The sequence below is a fragment of the Acetobacter tropicalis genome (genome assembly GCF_030644465.1).
Taxonomy (GTDB): Bacteria; Pseudomonadota; Alphaproteobacteria; order Acetobacterales; family Acetobacteraceae; genus Acetobacter; species Acetobacter tropicalis.
The window spans coordinates 1,405,104-1,428,432 of sequence record NZ_JAUYUW010000001.1; the positions used below are offsets into that span (position 1 = coordinate 1,405,104).

The following is a 23,329-nucleotide window of genomic DNA, read 5'->3' on the forward strand; positions in this document are numbered from 1 at the left end:
TTGCACTCTGTAACAGGATGTAAAGTGGCGGAGATGCTTTTCTCCACGCACCAGGATTGAGAAACAGAGGGTTACGCACATGACCGTACAGGCCGCACTGACGCAGGCAGACACAGGGTTGGACGCCAGCCTGAGCCGTCTTTTTGATCTGCTGCGCATCCCCAGCATTTCCACCCAGCCCGAACACGCGCCAGACTGCCGCAAAGCCGCAGAATGGCTGGTGGACACCCTGAAAGAAATCGGGTTTGAGGCCAGCGTGCGTGAAACCCCCGGCCACCCGATGGTTGTGGGCCACGCCAAAGGCCCCGAGGGCGCACCCCATGTTCTGTTTTACGGGCATTATGACGTTCAGCCGGTAGACCCGCTGGATCTGTGGCATTCCGCACCGTTTGAGCCCGTGATGGTCAAAGGCCCCACGGGCGACATGGAAATCACGGCCCGAGGTGCTGCGGATGACAAGGGACAGGTGATGACCTTCCTTGAAGCCTGCCGCGCCCTGAAGGCTGCTGATGGCACGTTGCCGCTTTCCGTGACTGTACTGATTGAAGGCGAGGAAGAATCTGGCGGCGTGAACCTGCTGCCGTTTCTGGAAGCCAACCGTGACGAACTGAAAGCCGATGTCGCGTTGATCTGTGACACCGGGATGCTCGCACGCGGCATGCCCGCCATTACCACCATGCTGCGTGGCATGGTGGGGGAAGAAGTGACCATAACCTGCGCCAACCGGGATCTGCACTCCGGCATGTATGGCAACGCCGCGCGCAACCCGATCCAACTCCTGTGCGATATCCTGTCCGATCTGCGTGACGGCGCCACCGGCCGCGTGACTCTGCCGGGCTTTTATGAGGGCGTTCCGGTTATTCCGGAAGAAACCCGCGCCCTGTGGCGCAAGATTGGCCCTACGGATCAGGAAGGTCTGGCCCCGGTTGGCCTGAGCCTGCCCGCTGGCGAAATTGGCTACACCGCACTGGAACAGACATGGTGCCGCCCGAGCTGCGAGATCAACGGGATCAGCGGTGGGTATGAGGAAAAGGGGTTCAAGACCGTTCTCCCCTCCAAGGCCATGGCCAAGGTTTCCTTCCGCCTTGTCGGTGATCAGGACCCTGAGAAAATTCGCGCAGCCTTCCGCGCCCATGTGCAGGCCCGCCTGCCTGCTGACTGTTCAGCCGAGTTTGTGCCGCATGGTGGCTCACGCGCCAGCATTGTTTCCGCCAATATGCCCTTCCTGCCCCCGGCCCTGACCGCACTGGAAGCAGAATGGCAGCACCCTGCCGCCGTTATTGGCTGTGGTGGCTCCATTCCCGTAGTGACAGAAGTGCAGCAGGCACTGGGTATGGACTCTCTGCTGATCGGTTTTGGTCTGGAAGACGATCGGGTCCATTCCCCCAACGAGAAATATGATCTCACCTGTTTTCACAAAGGTATCCGCTCCTGGATCCGCGTTCTTTATGCGCTGACCGGCAACGCCCCACAGTAAGGAAAAAACGCCATGCTGGTTCTGACACAGGGAGACCCGGCAGGCATCGGGCCGGAAATTACCGTCAAAGCCTGGCAGGCAGTGCGCCACAGCGGGCCTGCGTTTGTGTTTCTGGGCGCACCAGAATTGCTGGAAGGTGCCGCCCCCGTGCAGGTGGTCTCCTCCATTGCGGAGGCGGAAGCGGTTTTTCCCTCCGCCATTCCGGTTCTGCCACTTGGTCTGGCAGCGCCAGCCATACCCGGCACACCGGACAGCCGCAATGCGCCCAGCGTGATAGACAGCATTGCCAAAGCCGTAGCCCTTGTTCTGGATGGTGCGGCAAGTGCGGTCGTCACCAACCCCATCAGCAAGGAAGTGGTGCAGAAAACCGGCTTTGCGCATCCCGGCCATACATCTTATCTGGCGGAACTGTGCGGGGTGCCGGGGCAGGATGTGATGATGCTTGCTGGCCCATCCCTGCGGGTGGTGCCGGTTACGGTGCATGTAGCGCTCCGCAAAGCCATTGATCAGCTCTCGACAAACCTGATCATGCAGACAGCCCGCACGGTGGCAAAAGGGTTGCAACGTGATTTTGCACTTTCGGCCCCACGTCTGGCCGTTGCAGGGCTGAACCCCCATGCCGGAGAAAACGGACTGATGGGGTCTGAGGAACAGGACATCATCCTGCCCGCCATCACCGCCCTGCAGGCTGAAGGTATGGACATTACCGGCCCCTACCCGCCGGATACACTTTTCACTCCACAGGCGCGGGCAAAATATGATGTTGCCTTGTGCATGTATCATGATCAGGGGCTCATTCCGTTAAAAACACTGGATATGGCAGAAGGCGTGAATGTAACGCTTGGCCTACCCATTATCCGCACATCTCCTGACCATGGCACGGCTTTTGATATTGCCGGGCAGGGGCTGGCTGATCCCTCCAGCCTGTTGGCCGCCCTGCGGCTGGCGGCGCAGTTGAGCGAAAACAGAAAGAAGACCGCATGACCACAGCAACCCGCCCCCCTATCCGGCTTGGTGTGAACATTGACCACGTTGCCACCGTGCGCAACGCCCGCGGCGGCACCCACCCTGACCCGGTAGCCGCCGCCCTGCTGGCCGTGCAGGCCGGGGCCGATGGCATTACCGCCCATCTGCGCGAAGACCGCCGCCATATCCGGGATGCGGACCTCAAACGCCTGCGCACGGAGCTTTCTGCCCCGCTGAACATGGAAATGGCCGCAACGGATGAAATGGTTGCACTGGCCTGCGCGCTTGTGCCCCACGCCTGCTGCATTGTGCCTGAACGGCGCGAGGAAGTGACAACCGAAGGCGGGCTGGATGTTGCAGGCCAATTGGAAAGCCTGACACCCCGCGTACGCGCTTTGGCCAGCAAAGGAATTCGGGTTTCCCTGTTCATTGACCCAGACCCTGCGCAGGTGGAAGCCTCCGTCACGGCTGGCGCTCAGGTGGTGGAACTGCACACCGGCGCGTATGCGGAAGGCCGCGTGGGTGAACTGGACCGCCTGCGCGCTGCCGCCACGCAGGCCCATGCTGCCGGTCTGGAAGTGCATGCCGGGCACGGGCTGACATTTGAAAACGTTGGCCCGGTTGCAGCTCTTCCTGAAATCCGTGAACTGAATATCGGACACTTCCTGATCGGGCAGGCCATTTTTGACGGCCTACCATCCGTTATCGAGGAAATGAAGCTGCGTATTCAGGAAGGATCGGCCCGCTCAATCTAAAAAAGCGTCCAGCTAAAACACGCCCACCTTGGCCAAGCTGGGCTTGCATAACGCACGCTCAGAGCCACGGTGCCCACATGGCTGCCTTATGCCCAGAAAAGCAACTGCCACCTGTTTTTCGCCGTTATAAGAAAACACACGCCTCACAGAACGGGAAAAACAGAGATGGCCCTCCGCCGCAAACACACTCTTGCCGTCACCCTTCTGTCGGCCATTCTGGTGTGGGGAGCAGCATCCCTTCCCATAGCGGCAGAAGCAACCTCTTCTGCCGCCGCCACCCAAAGCGGGAAAAAGCCAGAGGCCTCCTATTGGCACAACTGGACAGACGCCCGCGGTGTCAGCCACATGACAAAATGCACGTTTCACACCTACGCGCTGAAATCCATGTCTCCCCCGGCTGGACCGCAATGGCAGGATCTGCTTTCCAGCGGCAAAGCCAAGATCATTTCAACCATTCAGCCTGCTCACTGGAATGGAGCATGGCACCCGGACCCCAAAGTGCAGTGGATCATCCCGCTCAAGGGCACATGGTTTGTGCAGGCTATGGACGGCACACGTGTAGAAATGGGGCCGGGAGACATTTCTCTGGGCGAAGACCAACTCTCCCGCCCGGATGGTGCCGGCCATAAAGGGCATCTGGCCGGAAATGTAGGAGATGGCCCCGTGACGTTGCTGGTCGTGCAGCTTGAAAATGAAGCCCCCACTGCGGGCCAGCCCTGCCGCTTTCAGTAAACACCCGACCCAGACAGTATTTTTCACATACCGAAAGCGGGAGAAAGAGGGGATATCCTGTGCAGCCTCCCTCTAGACGTTGAGGAGTGCCGCCTGTTTCTCGCAAACTGGCCGACAGAAACAGGATGCGTGATGATCATTGATCAATCCTGTCGCCTGCGCCCACGCATGCACAATAACCGGCCCAACAAAACGAAAGCCTCTTTCTTTCAAGGCGGCGGAAAGCGTATCTCCCAATGTGGACCGTGTGGACGTGCCACTGCCATCCCCGGCTACGCTCCGCCCTCCCGCCAGACCCCAGACAAAATCTGAAAACTCTTCCCCTTTATCCTGCATGGCCAGATAGGCGCGGGCATTCCCTATCACGGCTTCAATCTTGGCGCGGGAGCGGATAATCCGCGCATCTGTCACCAGCCGCTCCACATCCTGCTGCGTATAGGCAGCCACACGTTCCGGTACAAAGCCGGAAAAAGCGGCCCGAAATGCATCCCGCCGGGCAAGAATAAGCCGCCATGACAGACCGGCCTGAAACCCGTCCAGCATCAGTTTTTCCCACAAGGCGCGGCTATTGCGTTCAGGCACGCCCCATTCCGTATCATGATACTGTTGCAATAACGGATCTGAACACGCCCACAGGCACCGGGCATAGCCGTCATCACATCTCATTTTGCCCGCCATCAGATCAGACATTACGCCCCCGCCAAACAATTCTGCCTCCCCCACCATAATCAGTGGCAGGAGCCGCTTCCAGCACGCCTGACATCTGCCCCCAAGCTGGAGGCTGCGGAAAAGGCATACAAGTCCCGCCTCCCCCTTGCACCCGGATTACGGAAAAGGCACTCATAATCCCCTGCCACACCCTGATTCTGGCATGACGGGGCGGCAGAAAAGAGAAAAGACAGGAGAGATTGTGGAAGAAACACCAGGCACGCCCAAGGCTCTGCTGGCTGCGGTTATCGGCATGGGTATTCTGATTATTGCTGGTACCATTACCCTTGTATGGGTCATTCTCCACCGCATGAATGCCGGCCCCACGCATCCTTCCCTGCCTGCCAGCGTTCCCTTGCAGGAGGACGCACAAGGGCCAGTCACGCTGCCGCCCGGCACACGCCTGTTGAGCATGGCCCGTGTGCAGGATGATCTTCTGGCCCTGCATGTGTCGGAAAACGGACAGGATAAGGTGTTGCTGTGGCAGGTAAGCACGCACCGCCTGCGGTCCGGCCTGATCCTCCCCACTCCCTCCGCCCCATGACAGACGCCAGCGCTCCGGCCAACCCCACCACGCCAGACGCGTCAGCTCCCCGGCTGATAACTGTGGGGCTGATGAGCGGAACATCCCTGGATGGTGTGGATGCCGCCATACTGACCACAGACGGCACGCAGATTTTCAGCCACGGTCCAGCTCTCACTCTCCCTTATTCGCCCGCCCTCCGCACCCGGTTGCGGTCCCTGCTGGATGAGGCGACGCGCTGCAACGCGCAGGATGCGCAGGTGCTGGCTGCCGAACAGGCTTTGACAAACGTGCATGTTCAGGCCGTTCTTACCTTGTGTGACAAGGCTGGCGGCATAACGCCTGACCTGATCGGCTTCCACGGACAGACCATTCTGCATGAGCCGGGCCGCACATGGCAGATTGGAGATGCCGCCCAGCTTTCCACCGCCACAAACACGCCTGTCATTCATGATTTTCGCAGCGCGGACGTGCAGGCGGGTGGAGAAGGAGCACCTCTCGCCCCCCTCTATCACGCCGCCCTGCTACACGGGCAGCCCGCGCCCGTAGCTGTGCTGAATATTGGCGGCGTCGCCAACATGACACTCCTGACCCAAAGCGGAGACGTGCTGGCCTGTGATACAGGCCCCGGCAACGCCCTGCTGGATGACTGGACCTTCCAGCACACGGGCCAGCGATACGATCAAGACGGCGCTCTCTCGCTGCGTGGCACGGTCAATCCCGCCGTACTGGAACGGTTACTGGACCATCCATTTTTCAGCCGTCCTGCGCCCAAATCTCTGGACAGACTCTCCTTCCATAAAGGGCTGGACTATCTGGCGGGCCTCAGCCCTGAGGATGGTGCCGCAACATTGGTGGCATTTACCGCCGAGACTGTAGCCCGCACGCCGTTACCCGCAGCCCCCCAAGCGTGGTTTGTCTGTGGCGGAGGGCGGCACAACCCGGCACTGATGGCCGCCTTGCGCCAAAGGCTGGCGGGCACCGTACAGCCGGTTGAAGCGTTGGGATGGGATGGAGATGCGCTGGAAGCCGAATGTTTTGGCTTTCTGGCCGCGCGTAGCCTGCTGGGGCGTCCCCTCTCCCTGCCCACCACTACGGGCGTGCCGCGCCCCCTGACGGGCGGACGACTCACCTGTGGCGGCCTTGCCCCATCCCGTTTTGAAGCCTGTGCCAGACTGATGCCACACAGAACCTGAGGGGTGGGTGGTTGATCTCTACCGCCCCAGACCCCACCATACCCCTTGCAAGTGAGAAGGACCCCACCATGAAGCACGCTTTACTGCTCTGCCTCAGCCTGCTGGCGCCTGCCGTCCCGGCCTGTGCACAAACGGTCATTGACGGCAGTGACAAAGCGGCAAGCCCGTTTGTCAAAAACACGCTCAAAAGCGTTGCCACCCAGTTTCCGGATGCCCACCCACACTTTCGCAACCTGGCAACCCACAAAACGGGCGAAAAGCAGATTGTCTGCGGGGAAGTCAGCCTGCAGGACACCAAAACCCCTGCTGCAGAGTCCTTCATGCCGTTTGGCGCAACAGAGGGAGAAGACCGCGCAGTTGTTTTTGAACCCCACGCCATTCCCGCCGCGCTGGATTTCAGAGAGGTCAATAGCTGGATCAACCATGGGGCGGATCTGGAAGATCTGGAAGAAATGGGGTGCGTGCCCGAAGGCAGTTACCGCAAATACAGCGATCGCCTGAACGCCGTGCTGCAAAACCGCAAGACCTCTTCCTGAGGCCGCACAGGCAGGAAAAGCCCCCTTATCCTGCCAATCGTGTTGTAACGGCTGCGTTCAAAACAACACAACCGGGTCATGCACGGAGCGGTTGGACAAATGGTGATTGACACCATCACACCCGCTCTGCATGACTAAAGTGGTCCAACAAAAAACAATAACATCTGGCCGCCGCTTATCATGAAAAAACTGAATCTGCTGCTCCTACTGCCCTTTCTGGGGCTGCTGTGGACACCGCTCTATGACCGGTATGATCCGGTTCTGCTCGGGTTTCCGTTCTTCTACTGGTACCAGTTCGCCTGGGTGCCGGTAACGTCCGTTATCATCTGGATTGTCTGGAAAAAGGGGCATGACGCATGAACGGCGTGAACCCATGGGCGCTGGGCGTCTTTGTTTTCTTTTTTGCCGCCACCATTGTGATCGGCAGCTCCATCCAGTGGATCCGCAAAACGCTCAGCCGCGGCAAAAGCGCGCATTCCAGTGAAGACTGGTCCCTCGGTGGGCGGCAGTTCGGGCCATGGGTTACATGGTTTCTGGTGGGGGGCGATTTCTATACGGCCTATACCGTCATTGCCGTGCCTGCCCTTGTTTACGCGGCCGGGGGCTATGGGTTCTTCGCCCTGCCCTACACCATTATTGTGTATCCGTTCATTTTTCTGGTGATGCCACGGTTGTGGAAAATCGCGCAGGAAGGGGGCTATGCCACGGCAGCCGATATTGTGCGCGCCCGCTTCAACAGCCGTGCCCTTGAAATTGTGGTCGCACTCACCGGGCTTGTGGCGGTTATGCCCTACATTGCCCTGCAGTTGATCGGCATCCGCACGGTTGTGCAGGCGCTGGGTCTGCCGGGTGATATTCCCTTGGTGATCGCCTTTCTCTCGCTGGCTGCATACACGTGGCTTGGCGGCCTGCATGCACCTGCGCTGACGGCCTTCATCAAAGACATCATGATCTATATTGCGGTGCTGGTGGCGGTTACGGTCATCCCGCTGCATATGGGTGGCTATGCCGCGCTGTTCACGGCAGCAGATCACAGCCAGCCGATCCTCAAATCCGGCATGGGCATGCCCTATGCCACGCTGGCGCTTTCCTCCGCGTTGGCCGCGTTCCTGTATCCGCATACGCTCACCGGCATTCTGGCCGCACGGTCTGCTGACACCATCCGGCAGAATGCGGTGTTCCTGCCTATCTACACCATTGTGCTGGGGCTTATCGCCATGCTGGGGCTGATGGCGCATGTGGCAGGCGTGACCACCACCAACAACTCGCTGGTGGTACCCCTGCTGTTCCAGACCATCTTTCCCGCATGGTTCAGTGGTTTCTGTTTTGCCGCCATTGCCGTGGGTGCCCTTGTGCCAGCCGCCGTCATGGCCATTGGGGCCGCCAATCTGGTCACGCACAACCTGCTGCCAGCCCGGCATAAAAGTGTACGCAACAGTCGCCTGACCGCCTTTGCCGTCAAGGTTGGGGCACTGCTGTGCGTCATGTTCCTGAACGCTCAGTTCGCCATTGATTTCCAGCTTCTGGGCGGGGTGATCATTCTACAGACCTTCCCGGCCCTTATTCTGGGGTTGATGCGCATCCGCTTCTCTGCCGCCGCCATGCTGGCGGGCTGGGTTGTGGGCACGGTATTCGGGGTGGGCCTGTGCTTGATGGACAGCCTGAAACCCATCCACTTCCTGTATATGGGCCCGTTCTCCGGCAATGTTTCAACCGGCCTGATGTCTCTGGTGGTCAATATTGTGGTGGTCGGGCTGATCACGTTGGTCAAACCGGCGGCGTCTGCTGATTACGCCAAGCCGGAAGATAGACCCTATGCGGCGGGTAATCGCCCCACACTGCATTGATACGGACGGCCCAAGACTAAGAGAATTAAAGGCGGCGCAAGCCGCCTTTATCCGTTCATGCAGGCCGTTGGATAGTCCGCAGCGGCACGACTCACACGGCCTGAGACATAACCACCCAATACCACACCGGAGCCCGTAGCAGGCCTTTGCATCCCGTCTGGTAAACTGGCGGCTCCTTTTCAAGCATGGATGTGGAGAGCTCTAAGCCCCTCTCTCCGGGCTTTTCTGCCGGTAACCCTATTCAAGGGACTATAATTCTCATATAACCGCGAAAGGAGGGTTTTCAGAGCCCTCCATGCGACTGCTATGCTCCTTGTTAGCAGAAGTAATGGCGGTCCATTTCTTCCTGATGTGCTATCAGTTTTTCAAACTCGGAGGGCTCCCGTTTCGGGACAAACGGTTGACGCTGCTCCTCCACAAAACTTTCCAGAGACTGCCCTCGCTGTGCCGCTATGGCTTTAAATTCGGCATAGATGTCTTCAAGCACATAGCCGGGCGGCAGCCCCTTGCGGCGCTGCAACGGGTGCCGGTTACGGGCCTGGCAGGCGGCAAGAAACAGCTTGAGCGCCTCGGTCCCTTTCTCCGGCAGTTCTGATGCGCGGGTGGCGTAAAAATCCACTTCTCCATCCAGCCCCACAAACACACCCCGGAAGACAAATGTTGCAGGATCAAGGGTCACAACAGCAGGTAAACCGCCCACGATCAGAATGTCACGCATGGTTTTCCACCCCAATCACATAAGGAAGCACGCAGGGATTCTCCCTCTGCCAACGTCACAATTTCTCTGCCAGACACGCAGGAAGACGTAAATATTTTTCACAGGACCGTTGTGCCTCCTGTCACACAGGCACACCTCTTAACAGAACGATGTGTCAGGAAGGTGCCCATGCCCCATTCACCGTTGCCTCTTGCACAAATGGATCTTACGCTGGTGGACACACGGCCCAAGCGGGTCACCCTCAGTCCGGGCGCGATGCTCTTGCGCGGCTTTGCCCTGTCTGAGGCTTCAGAACTGATCAGCGCACTTCACGATATCGCCGAAAACGCGCCTTTCCGCACCATGATGACGCCGGGCGGCGGCAAAATGTCTGTGGGCATGACAAATTGCGGCGCGCTGGGATGGGTCACAGACCGTAGCGGTTACCGTTACACCCCCACGGACCCACTGAACAATCAGGCCTGGCCCCCGCTCCCTCCGACATGGCAGAAACTGGCAACCCGCAGCGCAGAGGCGGCAGGCTTTAAGGGCTTTCACCCCAATGCCTGCCTGATCAACCGCTACGAACCCGGCACCCGCATGGCGCTGCATCAGGACAAGGATGAAGGAGATTTCAGTCAGCCTATTGTCTCTGTCTCGCTTGGTCTGCCCATTTCCTTTCTATGGGGTGGCCTGAAACGGTCCACAGCGCCGCATGCCATCCTGCTTGAACATGGTGATGTTCTGGTATGGGGCGGTAAAGCGCGCCTGCATTACCATGGCGTGAAACCACTGGCCGATGGTCTCCACCCCGTAACAGGACGGGTGCGGTTCAACCTGACCTTCAGGTTTGTTGCACCAACGGACTGATAGCCTCTCCACGCACGGATAAAAACCGCTTACAGTCCTCTCTTTCGTGCCGCCTTGGCACGGCCTGTAGCAGGATATGCGCCCATGCCTTTCTCCTCCGCCTGTTCCCGCCGCAAGGCCCTGAAAACCGCTGCTCTTGCCACGGGCAGCATGATGTTGCGGCATCTTCCCTCTGCACGGGCAGAGACGACTCCCTCACGCTTCCTGCCGGTGGAAGATCTGTTCCGCGCCGCCATTGCCAAAGGCCAGACACCCGGCGCAGTAGCGGCCGTAGGTACCGAAGGGCAAACCGTATGGAAAGGCGTGTTTGGCAACCGGGCCCTGGTCCCCCACCCTGAGCCCATGACATGGCAGACCCTGTTTGACATGGCCTCCCTGACTAAAGTGCTGATTACCGCCCCTGCCATTATGCAGCTTTATGAACAGGGGCAGCTGAAACTGGATGACCCCGTCTGCCGCTATCTGCCCGCGTTTGCCGCCAACGGAAAACAGGCTGTTACCATCCGCCAGTTACTGACCCATTATTCCGGCCTGCCGCCAGACGTGGATCTTTCCACCCCCTGGAGCGGAAAAGAAACTGCGGTGTCTCTGGCGTTGAACGCACCCTTGCAGCATCCCCCCGGCGAGCAGTTTGTTTATAGCGATATCAATTTCATCACACTGGGGCTGATTGTGGAAAAGCTCTCCGGCCTGCCGCTGGATGAGTATGCCGCGCGTGCCATCCTCTCTCCCCTAGGGCTGAAACGGACTTTCTTTCAGCCTGATCCCGTTCTGGGCAGCGCCATTGCTCCCACCCAGTTTGATGACACACACACCATGTTACGCGGCGTAGTGCATGATCCTACCACCCGCCGCATGGGAGGCGTGGCGGGCCATGCCGGGCTGTTCTCCTGTGCGGATGACATGATAACCTACGCCAAGGCCCTGCTGGCAAAACGGGCTGGAAAACCATCACCTTTCCCGTTGAAACAGGAAACACTGGTTCTGATGTCCACCCCGCAGCAACCCAAGGGCAAGCAGGATCTGCGCGGGCTTGGGTGGGATATTGCCACCCACTATTCCACACCACGAGGCACGGTTTTTCCAGCAACATCCTTTGGCCATACAGGTTTTACCGGAACCTCGTTGTGGCTGGTTCCGGAAACGGAAAGCTTTGTGCTGATCCTGACCAACAGGGTGCATCCGGATGGCAAAGGCAACGTCATCGCCTTACGGCGCGATGTTGCAACCGCTGCGGCGCTCGCCCTGCAACATGTTTCTGATCAGCCACCAGCCGGATAAAACGGCCTGCCAACCGTGCCGTCAGTGTTCCTTTTCAAACACCCCACTGACGGTAAGGGTGACATCATCCCCCACGGCAGGGAGTGCATTCGTCAGGCCAAACGCGCTCCGCTGAATAATGCCCTGCGCCTCAAACCCGACATCATAAGAATGATTGATCGGGTTCTCTCCCGCCCCCACAAAATGCGCCCGCAGAGTGACCGGATGCGTCACCCCATGCAGGGTCAGTTTGCCGGAGATGGTCGCAACGGATGGTCCGTTTGATGTCACCTCCGTAGAGATAAATTCCGCAACCGGGTACGTCCGCGCTTCAAACCAGTCTTTTTCCATCAACATGCGGGAAACATCGCCGGTGGTGGTGGTAATGGAAGACACAGGCGCCTTCAGGCTTACATGAGATTTTTCAGGATGCTGCGGGTCCAGCCACAACTGGCCAGATACCCCGGACAAAAAACCCCGGTACCAGCTCATGCCCAGACAGGAGACAGAAAAGACAATCTGGGTGCGCAGCCCATCAACGTGATACGGCCCTTCCTCCACGTGTTGAGAGCGAATCACCACAGGCTGGAACCCTGCTGCATAGGCCGGTTGGGTTTCCAGCCCGCCCGCACACATGCTTGCCACAACCAATAGAGCGTAATGGCCCTTCCACATTGCGATCCCTGCTTTCTCCACACTCATTCTCCGTAGGGATATGACAGTTCAGAGCGCGGGAGGTTCCACATGCCCCTTTTTTTGACCATCCGGAGACTTTCGCTCTCTTGTCGGGCCCGTGAGATTTCTCTTCCCATACGGCCCTCATATTTATATACGGATGAATATAGACAAACTCTGCCCATCGCGGCAGAAAATGCTCACTCTCCTGCCTCCATCCGCACAAGGCTGCCATTGTCAGATGAAATATCGCCTTTCCGTCCTGCTTGCATTAAGTGCCCTTGGCACAACCAGTTACACTCCTCTCGCACTGGCAGCTTCCGGTTCCACGACCGATACCCACACTGCTCCAAAAACCGAAACCGGAAGTGTAGCACAGGAAAAACGGAATAGTCAGGCACACAAAATCCTGCTGGCCACTCCTGTCAAAGGGAAGCAGGAAGATACGGTTGTTACCGGCCATACGGCCTCTGGCGCGCTGGCGGATTACAACAAAACCACCGCCACGCTGGGGCCGTTAGGCACACGCAAAACGCTGAACACTCCGTTCTCCATCATGACCGTGCCGCATGATGTGATTGTCAATCAGCAGTCTCGCAACATCAATGATCTGATGGCCTACATGCCCTCCGTCCAGTTGGAAATCCGCGGAGATCCCCACACAAGCCGCCCCCAGTCTCGCGGGTTTGAGGCCGATGTTGTAGCCAACACCCGGATTGACGGGCTGAACGCCGTTTCCACCACCCCCTACGCCGCAGAGCAGTTTGACAACCTTCAGGTGCTCAATGGTCTGGCCGGTGCGCTCTATGGAGCCCAGAACCCGGCTGGCACTTTTGCCTACAACCTCAAACGCCCGACCGAAGACCGCCTGAACCGCCTGGTTGTCGGGGTGGATTCCATTGGGTCCTTGATGGAAAACGCCGATCTTTCCGGCCGGTTAGGCCGTAACAAATGGTTTGGCTACCGTTTGAACCTGCTGCATGGTGATGGCACGACCTACGTGCAGGATAGCTGGATGCGCCGCAATCTGGTCAGCGCTGATTTTGACTTCCGGATTGATGACAAAACCACCATTGAGGTGGATGCCAGCCACTATACCTACGCACAACGAGGTCAGGCTTCAGGTTTTGCCTATTCTGGCACCATTGATCTGCCCAAAGCCCCAGACCTGAGCAATCCTGGCCTTGGCGAGAAATATTCCGGCTACAACATGGAAACCAATACATTTCTGGCCAAGGTCAAACATAGTTTCAATGAAAACTGGAGCGTTACACTAGGTGGTTTGTATCAGGATGCCATCCGTCAGGCTTTTGGCACAACCAACACCATCCTGAACAATGCGGGCGATTATTCACAGACCATTGCCGCAGCAACAACCGCCAATGATTTCCGTGTGGGCAGCAATCTGGCCTATATCAATGGCCGAGTAAGGACTGGCTTCATCACCCATGATCTGGTGATCGGCACCAATGGCTACATGATGGGCAATTACAATCCCACCAGAGGAGAAAGCTTCCGGCTGGGTACATCCAACATGTATAATCCGCGCCAACTTTCCGGCTCCCAGCCCTATTACCATGGGCGTTACAGATCTGCTTACATCAACAACCAGACCTTCATTGTGGGAGATACGCTTCAGTTCAACAAACACTGGTCCATTATGGGCACCCTGTCCTGGAGTTGGCTGCGCTCGGAAAGCTGGAGCAACCCCACTGCAGCCACCCGCACCCACACGTCTTACAATAAGAGTGCGGCCTTCAGCCCCATGACCAGCCTGATCTACAAACCCACTGAAAATCAAACGGCGTATTTTACCTATGGCCGCGCCTTTCAGGCCGGAGGAATTGCGCCCGCAGGCTCCGCCAACGAAAACGAGATCACAGCCCCTCTGCGGAGTGAGGAATACGAGGTGGGCTACAAAGTCATGATCCGCAAACTCCAGATCAATATTGCGGGCTTCCGTATGACACGCCCTTACTCTTTTCTCGACCCAACCACCCGCATCTATGGCAATTTTGGCACCCAGCGAAACTATGGGGTTGAAGCTCAGGTGGCGGGCTACATTCTGCCCAACCTTTCCGTATTGGCGGGCATGACATGGCTGGACGCCCAGATGGGCGATACAGGCGTTACTTCCACTAGCCATAAGGAAGTTGTAGGGGCTCCCCCCGTGCAAGCCAACCTGCTGCTGGATTATCGCCTGCCCCGTACGTTGGGAGATTTTGCCTCCCGTCTGGCATTCAACGCCAACGTGCATTACACGGGCCGCCGCGCCGCCAATGTGCAGAATACAACCTTTGCCGCATCTTACGTAACGCTCGATCTGGGCACCCGCTTTGCTTTTCGGGCAGCCCATCACCCATGGATGGCCCGTTTTGGCGTTTCAAACGCCACCAATGAACGCTACTGGGCGTCTGTTTACCCCACATCTCTAAACGGTGCGAACGCGAACGCCAACAATAGCGCCTATGCTGGCCTCCCCCGCACCTTCCATTTCACCATTGAAGCCGACTTCTAACGCCTGAACGCACGGGATTGCAGAGAGTATTTCCTCTGTAATTGAGTGACTGATGCCTCCATACCGACTGCCTCTCTTGGGGCAGTCGAAAGCATGGTCTTTGACACAAGGTCACACGCGCTGGCCTTAGGTACCAGAAACCGACCAGCCACTTTTCTTAATCTGCGCCGTTACCACTTTTTTGCAGCATTCTGACCTGTCTCTCAATCCACTTCTGGGCTGAGACCTTACGGGAAGGGTCAAGCATACGATAAAGCTTGATGATATCATGCTCATCAGGAGAGACTGTCAGGGCGATATCGGCCTGAACATATCCTGTCAGAAAAATTTCCGGGTCCACACCAAACAGGCGTGCCAAATTAGGAATATGCTTGCGCGCACTTCCTTCCCGCCCGGTTTCCCAGAATGCAATTGCAGGACGAGACACCCCAAGCGCATCCGCCACCTGTTGCTGTGTCATGCCAGAGGCCTTGCGCAGAATTTTCATTCTTTGCCCAAGATCTGAACCGGGAGAAATCATTTCCTCTTTTTCCGTTTCAACCTCATGATCGTCTTTTCCAGAAGGAGACGCCGCACGTTGAAGAGGCGTCTGCTCCTTGATAGTCCGTCTAGATTGCACCATTCCGCTTCTCCACAAGAAAACATCGGACACAGTCCGCACGTCTCAAACCGCGGCTTTTACCGCCATGCGTCCGCTTTCCACAAGAAAGAACAGAACTGAAAACGCAAACTCCCTTCCAATCCCACACATGGGAGCGTAAATTCTGCTTCGCAAGGCGTATATTTCCTTACCATTCCCCCAAATGCGAACGGCCCCACACATATGATATGTGTGGGGCAAAATGAAAAGAGGTTCACGATAAATAAAAATTATCTATTCACGCAAAAAATCGTGTATGCGCATTCCCATTTGTAAGGTTTTATTTCACATCTGTTTTAGAAGCTTTGTGAAATACCCGTAAGAATAGTCCTGCGCAGGCCATATTGAGGTGCCCCCACACCAATTCCGCTCCCGTCTCGCAGCATATAGGTGCGATCAAACAGGTTCATAACGTCCAGCCGCACCTGCGTATTGCCCAGGAACGAATGCCCGAACAAATTCTTGAAGCTTTGCACCGCGGAGAAGTTGAAGGTGGCATACTGGGGCAAGGAAACCCCATTGGGCACATCCCCATCCGCCCGTAGGCCGCTGCCATAAACCATGGTGGCAGACACCCGCAGCGGATGCCATCCCTGATGGAAGAAGGTGTAAGCCGCTCCAGCAGAGGCCGTCCAGCGCTGATCATGGTCCAGATGCACCCAGCGGTGCTTGATATAAGCTAGATCATCGTTTTCAAAGTTGAACTGAGCGCTGGTGATATCCTTGCCGATCGCACGGGACCACCCGAAATTTCCGTAAACGGAAAGCGGCCCCTTGTCATACGACGTGCTGACTTCATACCCATTCACCTGACCTCGGCGATAGTTAAAGCCGCTCAGGATAATGGGGGCTCCAAACTGCCCTTCATCAATCAGGTTATGTGCCAGCTTGTAATAGGCATCAAAGGACACCCGCCATCCCGGGAGGATCTGTTGCTGGAACCCGGCATCAAAATAATGGTCGCGCTCAGCCCGGACGGTACTGTTCTGGTAATTTGCCGCCGCAGCGCTGGTATTGGCAAATTTGTACAGGGATGTGCTGCTGACCACCTCAAACGGCGGTGGCGTAAAATAACGTGAATAACCTGCATGGAGGGTACCTCCGTGCCACGGTGTCCATACAATGTTCAAACGGGGACTGACCTGTTTTTCGCTGGTGTACTGGCTCACACCATCAAACCGCAGGCCGTAATTGATTGTCAGGTTTTTCAGTGGTTTCCATTCGTCCTGCGCATACAGGCCGTAAACCGTTCCCGTCTTGCCGCTGCCATCATACACAGCAACAGGCGTATCATTGAACACAGCCTCTCCGTCTTCATCCTCACCCGTCTGGGCAAACACGCGGGAGTCCGTTTTTGAAACAGAGCGTTCAACAAAAACCTGAAACCCAAAGCGCACGGTATGGTCACGCGCTGCCCGCCATGTCACGTCATGCTGCGTGCCCATGGAAAAGACAGAACGCGCCGCCCTCTGCGCAATACCATTATACACCAGATCCCCCAGCGGATCAGGCGAATAGCGCAGGCTGCTGTAGCGAGAGAACACGGAACTTTGCAGGCTGAATTTACCAATTTCTTTCTGGAGAGCCAGAATTGCAAAATCCGTAATCTGCTTTTGGTGTTCATCAAGGCTTGCGCTGTCCACGCTGCCATCCAGATGCTGCGCCAGATCACTGCCGCTATAAGACGGCTGAGAAAACTGGGTTTGCTGGCCCGGGTTATTGGGCAACTGATATTCCGCGTTGGAGACACCTGCAATAAAGCTGATACGGGTGTTCTCATCCGCCGTGTAACGTAAGTGCCCAAGGAAATGGTACTGATTGGTCAAATCATGCAGGGCGTTAAATGATCCGGTTGTGTTTTCAATCCCCACACGGTCATGCACAAAATCAGCCGTGGCAAAATAGTCCCATTTCCCATGGTGACCGCCATATTGCAGGGAGGGGAAAAAGTAGTCGCGCGCGCCACCATAAATGGAGGCGTTTCCGCCTGCATTGGTTGTGCCATTTTTGGTGGTAATATCTACAACAGCAGCCTGCAGGAAGCCAAACTCACTGGGCAGAGCCCCCGTTGTCAAAGACATGCTGTCGGCAAAGCGTGTCATAAGCGCTTGGCCAAACACGCTCAGGCCCTCGGGCAACTGCACGCCGTCCAGACGAAACTGCACCTCATTATGGTCGCCACGCACATGAATCTGACCATAACTGTCCTGAGCTACACCGGGCGCTTGCAACAGCACCTGATTCAGCGGAGCGTTATCACCCCCTGGAATGGTTTCAATGGTCTTACGGCTGAATCTGTAAACAGTCGCGCCCGTGTCAGGCTGCAAATCCGAACGGGCCTGATCCAGATGAGCCGTTACCGTTACCCGTTCCGGATGGTTGGCAAGCCCTGGCTCGATCTTTACCGTTTCACGCCCCGTTGATCTGCCGTTCGCCAATGTGCCCACCTGACTCTGTGCCACAGGTTTGGCTGACGAGTGAGCAGAAGACACCGCCACGGAAGATGCTGGCTGCGGCACCACAGCCTGATCCGTTTTGACCGTCTGGGCGCGAGCCTGCTCCACAGGAGCCAGAAATCCGGTTGTGGCACATAAAGCTGAACTCGCCAGTACAAAAGAGAAACGAGACACGCGCATCAAAAGAACACCCTTACCACCAGAATCGAAACAGTCGTCGCTTCATATTTGTTATGATATAACGTTTCAACATCATTTCGAGGAAACTGGCCTCTTAAGCGGGAAGTGTTTCTTTTCTGCCGCACTTTCGCGCTCTAACAGCCTTCCGCCCCTGCCTGAGACTATTCTGCTCAAACAATACAATTTCTCTCTTGTGCAAACTCCAAAATTCCCGTAGATCGTCCGCACGCCTCCAGTCCCGTTCGTCTAGAGGCCTAGGACACCGCCCTTTCACGGCGGCAACACGGGTTCGAATCCCGTACGGGACGCCAATCTTTCCAATGCCTTAGAGTTTTGGTCACGGAATGATTGACTGCTTTTGGGCCCATCGCCAAAAAAAGACGATAAGCACATGGTCCCAATCGGCCCATGAAAAGGCTATGCTGGGCTCAAGCGAGGCTCACCATGAAAGATCGAATCACTTCTGCCAAAATCGATCCTGTGACAGGCCGCGCTCCCCCTGCAGAAGTGGAATATCGCGGCAAGGGCCAGTATGGGGCCCGCAAGCGCATTGCAGGCGGCGAGAGAATTCATCAGACCTTTTCGTCAACCAAACTGGCCCGACGCTGGCTGGATACGACCTCCGCCAAACTAGAGCTTGGGTAGTTTCAGGATACGCGTCTACTGGAACGTCAAACCGTTCACGAACTGGTCGACCGCTATATGCGTGAGGAGATACAGGCCTGGGATAATGATCGCACAGGTCACATCCCCTCCGTTCTTCAGGACGAGATCGCACAGCTTGCGCTGGTCGATCTGATTTCCAGCGTCTTGTGCTGGTTCCGCAATGTTCCTTTGGCAAGACCACTATACTCCGCAGCAGCCGGGAAACGTAACAGGTCACGAGAGTCTATCACTACAGCTCCGCTTCTAGCCGCCGACATGATGCACGCCCTCCAGCTTTGAACGCATGGTCGCGCAGGTGTGCTGGCAGGTCGCATCTGCCGCATTCCGTTTATTCGTCCTTGTGCTGGACATCGTCTCCACCTCCATGAGGGGAAGCTGGCTTCAATTGATGGCGAGAGCCTGAACATCAAGTCAGTCACCAGTTTCCATAGCGTTCAGGCAGATCGCACCAGTGCGCACCAGATCGCATGACCCATAAACATCCTTTTACGAACAGACGGTTATCCGAACCCGTCCCCCCAGACTCACTCACTTTCCCGGGCACAGAACCCTGATCCGCTCCCATTGCCTGCGCTCAGTTCGTATCGCTTGACCCGCTCCACACATCAACACGGAGACCTATCAATCAACAATCAGGCTATTTGGAAATTATGAATGTTGATTGGCCGTAGAAATCCCAAAAAGGTTAGGAAACCTTCTTAAAATCCTCAAGAAGACGCCTACTCCCCGTGGCCAAAAGACCGACATCGGTTCCGATAGCGACAAAAGCAGCTCCTGCAGACACGTAGCTTTTTGCCAGAGCAGAATCAGCGGTCAAAATGCCCGCAGCCTTTCCATGGGAAATAATTTTCCGTAGAGCCGCTTCGATGTGACGCTGAACTTCCGGCTCACCTGGTCGCCCAATATAACCGAGATCTGCGGCAAGATCTGCTGGCCCGACAAACACTCCATCAACACCCTCAACAGCACAGATTTCATCCAGAGCCGCAAGGCCGAGGCGACTTTCCACCTGTAGCAAAAGACAAATTTCGTTTCCTGCTGTCTGGAGATAATCAGACACACGGTTGAAACGAGAGGCTCGCGCAAGGGCGGCACCCACACCGCGCACACCCTGCGGCGCATACTGAACAGCACGCACAAGCTCACGCGCCTGAGCAGCGCTCTCGACCATTGGAACAAGGATGGTCTGTGCCCCGATATCAAGAACCTGTTTGATCATCCAGGTCTCACCAACAGGCGGCCTGACAATGGCGTGACTGCTACTTCCTTCAATGGCTTGCAACTGCGACATGATACTACGGATGTCGTTTGGCGCATGCTCGCCGTCAATCAGCAGCCAGTCATACCCTGCTCCAGCGCATATTTCGGCTGTATAAGCATTGGCAAGAGCCACCCACAACCCAAACTGGCACTCCCCAGAACGCAGAGCCTTTTTGAATTCATTCACTGGTGCCGGCATGAAGACACTCCTTATCTAAAAAAGCAGCTTACTGTTCCGAGAGGACCATAATCAGCCGTTATCGTATCACCGTGCCGGGCTTCGACCGGGCGGATGAAAGACCCTGCGAGAACAATCTGCCCTGCATTGATGCCGCCGCCATATTGCGCCAGCCGGTTTGCCAACCATGCCACACCGCGTGCGGGATGATTGAGTACGCCTGCCCCTAGCCCGGTTTCCTCAACAACCGCGTTACGGGAAACGATCGCGCCCACCCATCGGATATCGATTTTATCGAGGGCCGCCGGAACGGAACCAAGGACAATACCGGCATTGGCAGCGTTATCCGAAATGGTGTCGATAATTGTCCGTGCATGACCCGTTTCCCGATCCACACGTACAATCCTCGTATCGAGAATTTCGAGTGCTGGAACGATATAATCCGTCGCAGCAATGACATCGAACATGCTGACTCCGGGTCCACGGAGTGATTTTTTCATCACGAAAGCAAGTTCGGCCTCAATCCGTGGCTGAATGAATCGGTCAGCGGGTATTTCGGCACCATCGTCAAAGTGCATGTTATCCAGAAGAACGCCTGAATCAGGTGTATCGATATTCAGCGCGTATTGCATGGCTTTTGATGTCAGGCCAATCTTCCATCCTATGATTTTTCGTCCTGACGCAGTCTTACGGCTGACCCAGGCATCTTGAATGGCGTAGGCATCATCAAGACAAGAATCGGGATAGCGTTGGGAAATCAGCCCCGTCTGTATTCGTGTTTTTTCCGCCTCATCCAGTTTATCTGCTTCTGCTCTAATCTGTTCGGGAGACAGCATTACGTCAGATCCTCGTCAACAACGGAATTACGAAGAACACCCAGCCCGTCGGCAGCAACTTCAATGACATCACCTGGCGTCAGCCACACTGGCGGATCGAAGCGGGCTCCCGCTCCTGTTGGTGTTCCGGTGACAATGACATCGCCAGGAACAAGTGTTGTAAAGGTTGATATGTAGGAAATAATTTTCTTGAAAGAAAAGATCATCCTCGAGGTACGGTCCTGTTGACGGACCTCTCCATTGACACGGGTGCTCAACGCGATATCGCGGATCTGATCTTCTGAGGTAAAAGGAATCAACCAAGGACCGATTGAACCAGTGCGATCAAAATTTTTCCCCTGTGTCACATTGAATTTCGCATGCCTGACCCAGTCACGGATCGTGCCCTCGTTACAGAGGGTCAGAGCGGCGACGTGATCAAGAGCATTTTCCTGAGAGATTCGCCGTCCAGCCTTCCCTATTACGAGGACAATTTCCCCTTCATAGTCGAGCTGTAAAGATTCTGGCGGCCTTATCAGAGCCTCTTTGTGGCCTACGAAGCTGCGCGGAAAGCGAATAAACAGGGACGGATTGGACGGCGCAGCCTGACCATCCTTGTATTCTTCGTTACGATCAGGAAAATTAACACCGACGCATATGATTTTTTCTGGATTAGTAACAGGAATTTCGTAGCGAATATCCTCTTCACGGAAATCGACCAACCGTGGCGCGGATGTTGCCAGTTCGTTCAGCGCGCCTGCTTCGATAACCTCTCGTAGGCCGGGCCACCGATCACCATAGAGGCGCGATAGATCCGTGATTCCCCGATCATGAAGTAATCCGTAGCGGGTTACATTCTCATAGGAAAAAGTAAGAAATTTTGCAGTCATGGAAAAATTTCGCTTTCTGATCAGGCAATGCCGCCAAGGCAGATATATTTGAGCTCTGTAAAGTCATCGAGACCGTAGCGCGAGCCTTCCCGTCCAAGGCCGGACATCTTGATTCCGCCGAAAGGCGCTTCTGCGGTTGAGATAGCTCCTGTGTTAACACCCACCATTCCGTATTCAAGTGCTTCGCTCACGCGAAAGACCCGAGCGACATCACGTGTGAATACATAGGATGCCAGTCCAAATTCCGTATCGTTTGCGGCAGCTATCACTTCCTCCTCTGTCTCAAAACGGATCAGGGGAGCTAAAGGCCCGAAAGTTTCTTCGTGGGCCACACGCATCTGATTGGTCACATCGGTTAGCACGGTTGGCTCGAAAAACAGTCCGCCCAGCGCATGTGATTTTCCACCTGCAAGAACACGTGCGCCATGTTCAATCGCATCTGTGATATGCTCTCTGACCTTCTCCACAGCAGCATTGTCGATAAGCGGGCCGAATGTAACGTCTTCCGCGAAACCGTTTCCTGTCTTTAGGGACGTGATTTTTTTAGTCAGAGCTTCTGCGAAGTGGTCATAAACACCTGACTGGATATAAAGCCGGTTTGCACACACGCAGGTCTGACCATTATTTCTGAATTTTGCAATCAGTGCGCCGTCCACGGCGGCATCAACATCTGCATCGTCGAACACGATCAGAGGGGCGTTTCCGCCCAGTTCAAGACCAAGTTTTTTGATTGTCGGCGCACATTGAGCGTATAAAAGCGCACCAACCTCGGTTGATCCGGTAAACGTCAGTTTACGCACAGCAGGATTCGATGTCATCTCCGCGCCAATTTCTCTGGCGCCTCCGGTAATGACACTGAAAAGTCCTGCGGGAAGACCCGCTCTTTCCGCCAGAATCGCTAAGGCAATGGCTGAGAACGGTGTCTGTATTGCCGGTTTGAGCACGATGGCACAGCCTGCGGCCAAAGCCGGGGCGACTTTGCGCGTAATCATCGCATTGGGGAAATTCCAGGGCGTGATTGCTGCAACAACGCCAACGGGTTGGCGGGCTACCAGAATACGCTTATCGGGCTGATGCCCCGGAATGAGGTCACCATACAGGCGGCGAACCTCCTCGGCAAACCAGAGGATAAAGCTGGCTCCATACTCAATTTCGCCTTCTGCTTCCTTCAGGGGTTTTCCCTGTTCGAACGTCATGATTCTGGCAAGATCGGCCTTACTGGCCATGACGAGATCATACCACCGACGCAGAAAGGCAGCGCGTTCGGCTGCTGTGCGGGCTGCCCAAGCCCGCTGGGCACGCACAGCAGCCGATATTGACTCTGCTGTTTCTGCCTCACCAAGATCAGGGACGGAACCAATAAGCTGTCCCGTCGCAGGATCGGTTACAGGGATGGAAGATGACGATGAGGCAGCAATCCAGCGATCACCCACCAGCGCAGCTTCCCGAAACAGGGATAGATCCTGAAGCTTCATGGCCCGATC

At 56.2% G+C, this 23,329-nt stretch carries 23 protein-coding genes, 1 tRNA gene and 1 pseudogene; 15 read left to right on the forward strand and 10 right to left on the reverse strand.

The annotated features are described in order from the left end of the window. Positions 1-79 precede the first annotated feature (79 nt). The 4 genes from QWU00_RS06255 (at position 80) to QWU00_RS06270 (ending at position 3,930) form a co-directional block, all read left to right on the forward strand. Complete coding sequence (locus tag QWU00_RS06255) at positions 80-1,477, forward strand: dipeptidase (RefSeq protein ID WP_035380181.1); 1,398 nt, start codon at positions 80-82, stop codon at positions 1,475-1,477. A 12-nt stretch (positions 1,478-1,489) separates the two neighbouring features. Then, positions 1,490-2,461 carry a 4-hydroxythreonine-4-phosphate dehydrogenase PdxA gene (pdxA, locus tag QWU00_RS06260; RefSeq protein WP_035380183.1) on the forward strand — a complete coding sequence of 324 codons (972 nt, stop codon included), beginning with the start codon at positions 1,490-1,492 and terminating at the stop codon, positions 2,459-2,461. Continuing rightward, entirely contained in the window at positions 2,458-3,198 is a 741-nt protein-coding gene (locus QWU00_RS06265; RefSeq protein ID WP_035380185.1) for a pyridoxine 5'-phosphate synthase, read from the forward strand. The genes pdxA and QWU00_RS06265 overlap by 4 nt, the downstream gene beginning before the upstream one ends. Positions 3,199-3,363: 165 nt before the next feature. Beyond that, positions 3,364-3,930, forward strand: a complete 567-nt coding sequence (locus QWU00_RS06270) for a cupin domain-containing protein (protein ID WP_052051353.1) — start codon at positions 3,364-3,366, stop codon at positions 3,928-3,930. Between the two features lie 72 nt (positions 3,931-4,002). Here the strand turns inward: QWU00_RS06270 and QWU00_RS06275 are convergent, their stop codons facing one another. After that, complete coding sequence (locus QWU00_RS06275; RefSeq protein ID WP_035380312.1) at positions 4,003-4,620, reverse strand: DNA-3-methyladenine glycosylase I; 618 nt, start codon at positions 4,618-4,620, stop codon at positions 4,003-4,005. Positions 4,621-4,840: 220 nt separating this feature from the next. Between QWU00_RS06275 and QWU00_RS06280 the strand changes: the two genes are divergently transcribed. From QWU00_RS06280 to QWU00_RS06300, 5 genes are all read left to right on the forward strand, one after another. Then, positions 4,841-5,182, forward strand: a complete 342-nt coding sequence (locus QWU00_RS06280; RefSeq protein ID WP_231551682.1) for a hypothetical protein — start codon at positions 4,841-4,843, stop codon at positions 5,180-5,182. After that, on the forward strand, positions 5,179-6,357 hold the full coding sequence (locus QWU00_RS06285) for an anhydro-N-acetylmuramic acid kinase (RefSeq protein ID WP_392388269.1): 1,179 nt from the start codon (positions 5,179-5,181) through the stop codon (positions 6,355-6,357). Before QWU00_RS06280 ends, QWU00_RS06285 begins: the two co-directional genes overlap by 4 nt. Positions 6,358-6,425: 68 nt before the next feature. Next, complete coding sequence (locus QWU00_RS06290; RefSeq protein ID WP_035380187.1) at positions 6,426-6,893, forward strand: hypothetical protein; 468 nt, start codon at positions 6,426-6,428, stop codon at positions 6,891-6,893. Between the two features lie 180 nt (positions 6,894-7,073). Next, a complete protein-coding gene (locus tag QWU00_RS06295; RefSeq protein WP_006559508.1) occupies positions 7,074-7,253 on the forward strand; it encodes a DUF3311 domain-containing protein in 180 nt (59 codons plus the stop codon). Beyond that, positions 7,250-8,740 carry a sodium:solute symporter family protein gene (locus tag QWU00_RS06300; RefSeq protein WP_035380189.1) on the forward strand — a complete coding sequence of 497 codons (1,491 nt, stop codon included), beginning with the start codon at positions 7,250-7,252 and terminating at the stop codon, positions 8,738-8,740. Before QWU00_RS06295 ends, QWU00_RS06300 begins: the two co-directional genes overlap by 4 nt. A 316-nt stretch (positions 8,741-9,056) precedes the next feature. Here QWU00_RS06300 and QWU00_RS06305 read toward each other — a convergent pair whose 3' ends face one another. Beyond that, complete coding sequence (locus tag QWU00_RS06305; RefSeq protein ID WP_052051355.1) at positions 9,057-9,458, reverse strand: hypothetical protein; 402 nt, start codon at positions 9,456-9,458, stop codon at positions 9,057-9,059. A 168-nt stretch (positions 9,459-9,626) separates the two neighbouring features. Here QWU00_RS06305 and alkB point away from each other — a divergent pair, with 168 nt between their 5' ends. Continuing rightward, positions 9,627-10,307 carry a DNA oxidative demethylase AlkB gene (gene alkB / locus QWU00_RS06310; RefSeq protein WP_035380191.1) on the forward strand — a complete coding sequence of 227 codons (681 nt, stop codon included), beginning with the start codon at positions 9,627-9,629 and terminating at the stop codon, positions 10,305-10,307. 84 nt (positions 10,308-10,391) lie between these two features. Further along, positions 10,392-11,588 (forward strand): serine hydrolase domain-containing protein, encoded by a 1,197-nt coding sequence (locus QWU00_RS06315; protein ID WP_035380193.1) that lies wholly within the window; start codon positions 10,392-10,394, stop codon positions 11,586-11,588. A 21-nt stretch (positions 11,589-11,609) separates the two neighbouring features. Here the strand turns inward: QWU00_RS06315 and QWU00_RS06320 are convergent, their stop codons facing one another. Further along, entirely contained in the window at positions 11,610-12,269 is a 660-nt protein-coding gene (locus QWU00_RS06320; protein ID WP_231551683.1) for a YceI family protein, read from the reverse strand. 214 nt (positions 12,270-12,483) lie between these two features. On the opposite strand from QWU00_RS06320, the gene QWU00_RS06325 reads away from it, so the two are divergent. Continuing rightward, the gene (locus QWU00_RS06325; protein WP_081939052.1) at positions 12,484-14,760 is read left to right on the forward strand and encodes a TonB-dependent receptor; all 2,277 of its coding nucleotides are present in this window, start codon (positions 12,484-12,486) and stop codon (positions 14,758-14,760) included. A gap of 157 nt (positions 14,761-14,917) precedes the next feature. Here QWU00_RS06325 and QWU00_RS06330 read toward each other — a convergent pair whose 3' ends face one another. Together QWU00_RS06330 and QWU00_RS06335 are read right to left on the reverse strand one after the other, a co-directional pair. Beyond that, positions 14,918-15,382: a helix-turn-helix domain-containing protein gene (locus QWU00_RS06330; protein ID WP_231551684.1), complete on the reverse strand. Its 465-nt coding sequence runs from the start codon at positions 15,380-15,382 to the stop codon at positions 14,918-14,920. A 314-nt stretch (positions 15,383-15,696) separates the two neighbouring features. After that, on the reverse strand, positions 15,697-18,036 hold the full coding sequence (locus QWU00_RS06335; RefSeq protein ID WP_035380195.1) for a TonB-dependent receptor: 2,340 nt from the start codon (positions 18,034-18,036) through the stop codon (positions 15,697-15,699). A gap of 235 nt (positions 18,037-18,271) precedes the next feature. Between QWU00_RS06335 and QWU00_RS06340 the strand changes: the two genes are divergently transcribed. The 3 genes from QWU00_RS06340 (at position 18,272) to QWU00_RS06350 (ending at position 18,981) form a co-directional block, all read left to right on the forward strand. Next, positions 18,272-18,347: transfer RNA gene (locus tag QWU00_RS06340), tRNA-Glu, on the forward strand. Positions 18,348-18,480: 133 nt separating this feature from the next. Then, positions 18,481-18,681: an LIM domain-containing protein gene (locus QWU00_RS06345; protein WP_231551685.1), complete on the forward strand. Its 201-nt coding sequence runs from the start codon at positions 18,481-18,483 to the stop codon at positions 18,679-18,681. Positions 18,682-18,738: 57 nt separating this feature from the next. After that, positions 18,739-18,981: a hypothetical protein gene (locus tag QWU00_RS06350; protein ID WP_231551686.1), complete on the forward strand. Its 243-nt coding sequence runs from the start codon at positions 18,739-18,741 to the stop codon at positions 18,979-18,981. A gap of 139 nt (positions 18,982-19,120) precedes the next feature. Here the strand turns inward: QWU00_RS06350 and QWU00_RS06355 are convergent. From QWU00_RS06355 to QWU00_RS06375, 5 genes and pseudogenes are all read right to left on the reverse strand, one after another. Continuing rightward, positions 19,121-19,304: pseudogene (locus QWU00_RS06355) on the reverse strand (transposase); the annotation flags it as partial. Between the two features lie 83 nt (positions 19,305-19,387). Next, the gene (gene hpaI / locus QWU00_RS06360) at positions 19,388-20,161 is read right to left on the reverse strand and encodes a 4-hydroxy-2-oxoheptanedioate aldolase (protein WP_035380197.1); all 774 of its coding nucleotides are present in this window, start codon (positions 20,159-20,161) and stop codon (positions 19,388-19,390) included. Positions 20,162-20,172: 11 nt separating this feature from the next. Further along, positions 20,173-20,976 carry a 2-oxo-hept-4-ene-1,7-dioate hydratase gene (hpaH, locus tag QWU00_RS06365; protein ID WP_035380199.1) on the reverse strand — a complete coding sequence of 268 codons (804 nt, stop codon included), beginning with the start codon at positions 20,974-20,976 and terminating at the stop codon, positions 20,173-20,175. Continuing rightward, positions 20,976-21,845: a fumarylacetoacetate hydrolase family protein gene (locus QWU00_RS06370; protein WP_035380201.1), complete on the reverse strand. Its 870-nt coding sequence runs from the start codon at positions 21,843-21,845 to the stop codon at positions 20,976-20,978. The genes hpaH and QWU00_RS06370 overlap by 1 nt, the downstream gene beginning before the upstream one ends. Before the next feature lie 20 nt (positions 21,846-21,865). Further along, a complete protein-coding gene (locus QWU00_RS06375) occupies positions 21,866-23,320 on the reverse strand; it encodes an NAD-dependent succinate-semialdehyde dehydrogenase (protein WP_035380203.1) in 1,455 nt (484 codons plus the stop codon). Between the last annotated feature and the right edge of the window lie 9 nt (positions 23,321-23,329).

Bases quoted from the DNA above. Each gene is read 5' to 3' on its own strand.
- QWU00_RS06290 (WP_035380187.1), top strand. From the start codon at position 6,426: ATGAAGCACGCTTTACTGCTCTGCCTCAGCCTGCTGGCGCCTGCCGTC.
- QWU00_RS06270 (WP_052051353.1), top strand. From the start codon at position 3,364: ATGGCCCTCCGCCGCAAACACACTCTTGCCGTCACCCTTCTGTCGGCC.
- QWU00_RS06315 (WP_035380193.1), top strand. From the start codon at position 10,392: ATGCCTTTCTCCTCCGCCTGTTCCCGCCGCAAGGCCCTGAAAACCGCT.
- QWU00_RS06325 (WP_081939052.1), top strand. From the start codon at position 12,484: ATGAAATATCGCCTTTCCGTCCTGCTTGCATTAAGTGCCCTTGGCACA.
- QWU00_RS06345 (WP_231551685.1), top strand. From the start codon at position 18,481: ATGAAAGATCGAATCACTTCTGCCAAAATCGATCCTGTGACAGGCCGC.
- QWU00_RS06265 (WP_035380185.1), top strand. From the start codon at position 2,458: ATGACCACAGCAACCCGCCCCCCTATCCGGCTTGGTGTGAACATTGAC.
- QWU00_RS06295 (WP_006559508.1), top strand. From the start codon at position 7,074: ATGAAAAAACTGAATCTGCTGCTCCTACTGCCCTTTCTGGGGCTGCTG.
- QWU00_RS06285 (WP_392388269.1), top strand. From the start codon at position 5,179: ATGACAGACGCCAGCGCTCCGGCCAACCCCACCACGCCAGACGCGTCA.
- QWU00_RS06275 (WP_035380312.1), bottom strand. From the start codon at position 4,620: ATGTCTGATCTGATGGCGGGCAAAATGAGATGTGATGACGGCTATGCC.
- hpaI (WP_035380197.1), bottom strand. From the start codon at position 20,161: ATGCCGGCACCAGTGAATGAATTCAAAAAGGCTCTGCGTTCTGGGGAG.
- QWU00_RS06375 (WP_035380203.1), bottom strand. From the start codon at position 23,320: ATGAAGCTTCAGGATCTATCCCTGTTTCGGGAAGCTGCGCTGGTGGGT.
- QWU00_RS06350 (WP_231551686.1), top strand. From the start codon at position 18,739: ATGCGTGAGGAGATACAGGCCTGGGATAATGATCGCACAGGTCACATC.
- QWU00_RS06370 (WP_035380201.1), bottom strand. From the start codon at position 21,845: ATGACTGCAAAATTTCTTACTTTTTCCTATGAGAATGTAACCCGCTAC.
- alkB (WP_035380191.1), top strand. From the start codon at position 9,627: ATGCCCCATTCACCGTTGCCTCTTGCACAAATGGATCTTACGCTGGTG.
- hpaH (WP_035380199.1), bottom strand. From the start codon at position 20,976: ATGCTGTCTCCCGAACAGATTAGAGCAGAAGCAGATAAACTGGATGAG.
- QWU00_RS06255 (WP_035380181.1), top strand. From the start codon at position 80: ATGACCGTACAGGCCGCACTGACGCAGGCAGACACAGGGTTGGACGCC.
- QWU00_RS06305 (WP_052051355.1), bottom strand. From the start codon at position 9,458: ATGCGTGACATTCTGATCGTGGGCGGTTTACCTGCTGTTGTGACCCTT.
- QWU00_RS06320 (WP_231551683.1), bottom strand. From the start codon at position 12,269: ATGAGTGTGGAGAAAGCAGGGATCGCAATGTGGAAGGGCCATTACGCT.
- pdxA (WP_035380183.1), top strand. From the start codon at position 1,490: ATGCTGGTTCTGACACAGGGAGACCCGGCAGGCATCGGGCCGGAAATT.
- QWU00_RS06300 (WP_035380189.1), top strand. From the start codon at position 7,250: ATGAACGGCGTGAACCCATGGGCGCTGGGCGTCTTTGTTTTCTTTTTT.
- QWU00_RS06330 (WP_231551684.1), bottom strand. From the start codon at position 15,382: ATGGTGCAATCTAGACGGACTATCAAGGAGCAGACGCCTCTTCAACGT.
- QWU00_RS06335 (WP_035380195.1), bottom strand. From the start codon at position 18,036: ATGCGCGTGTCTCGTTTCTCTTTTGTACTGGCGAGTTCAGCTTTATGT.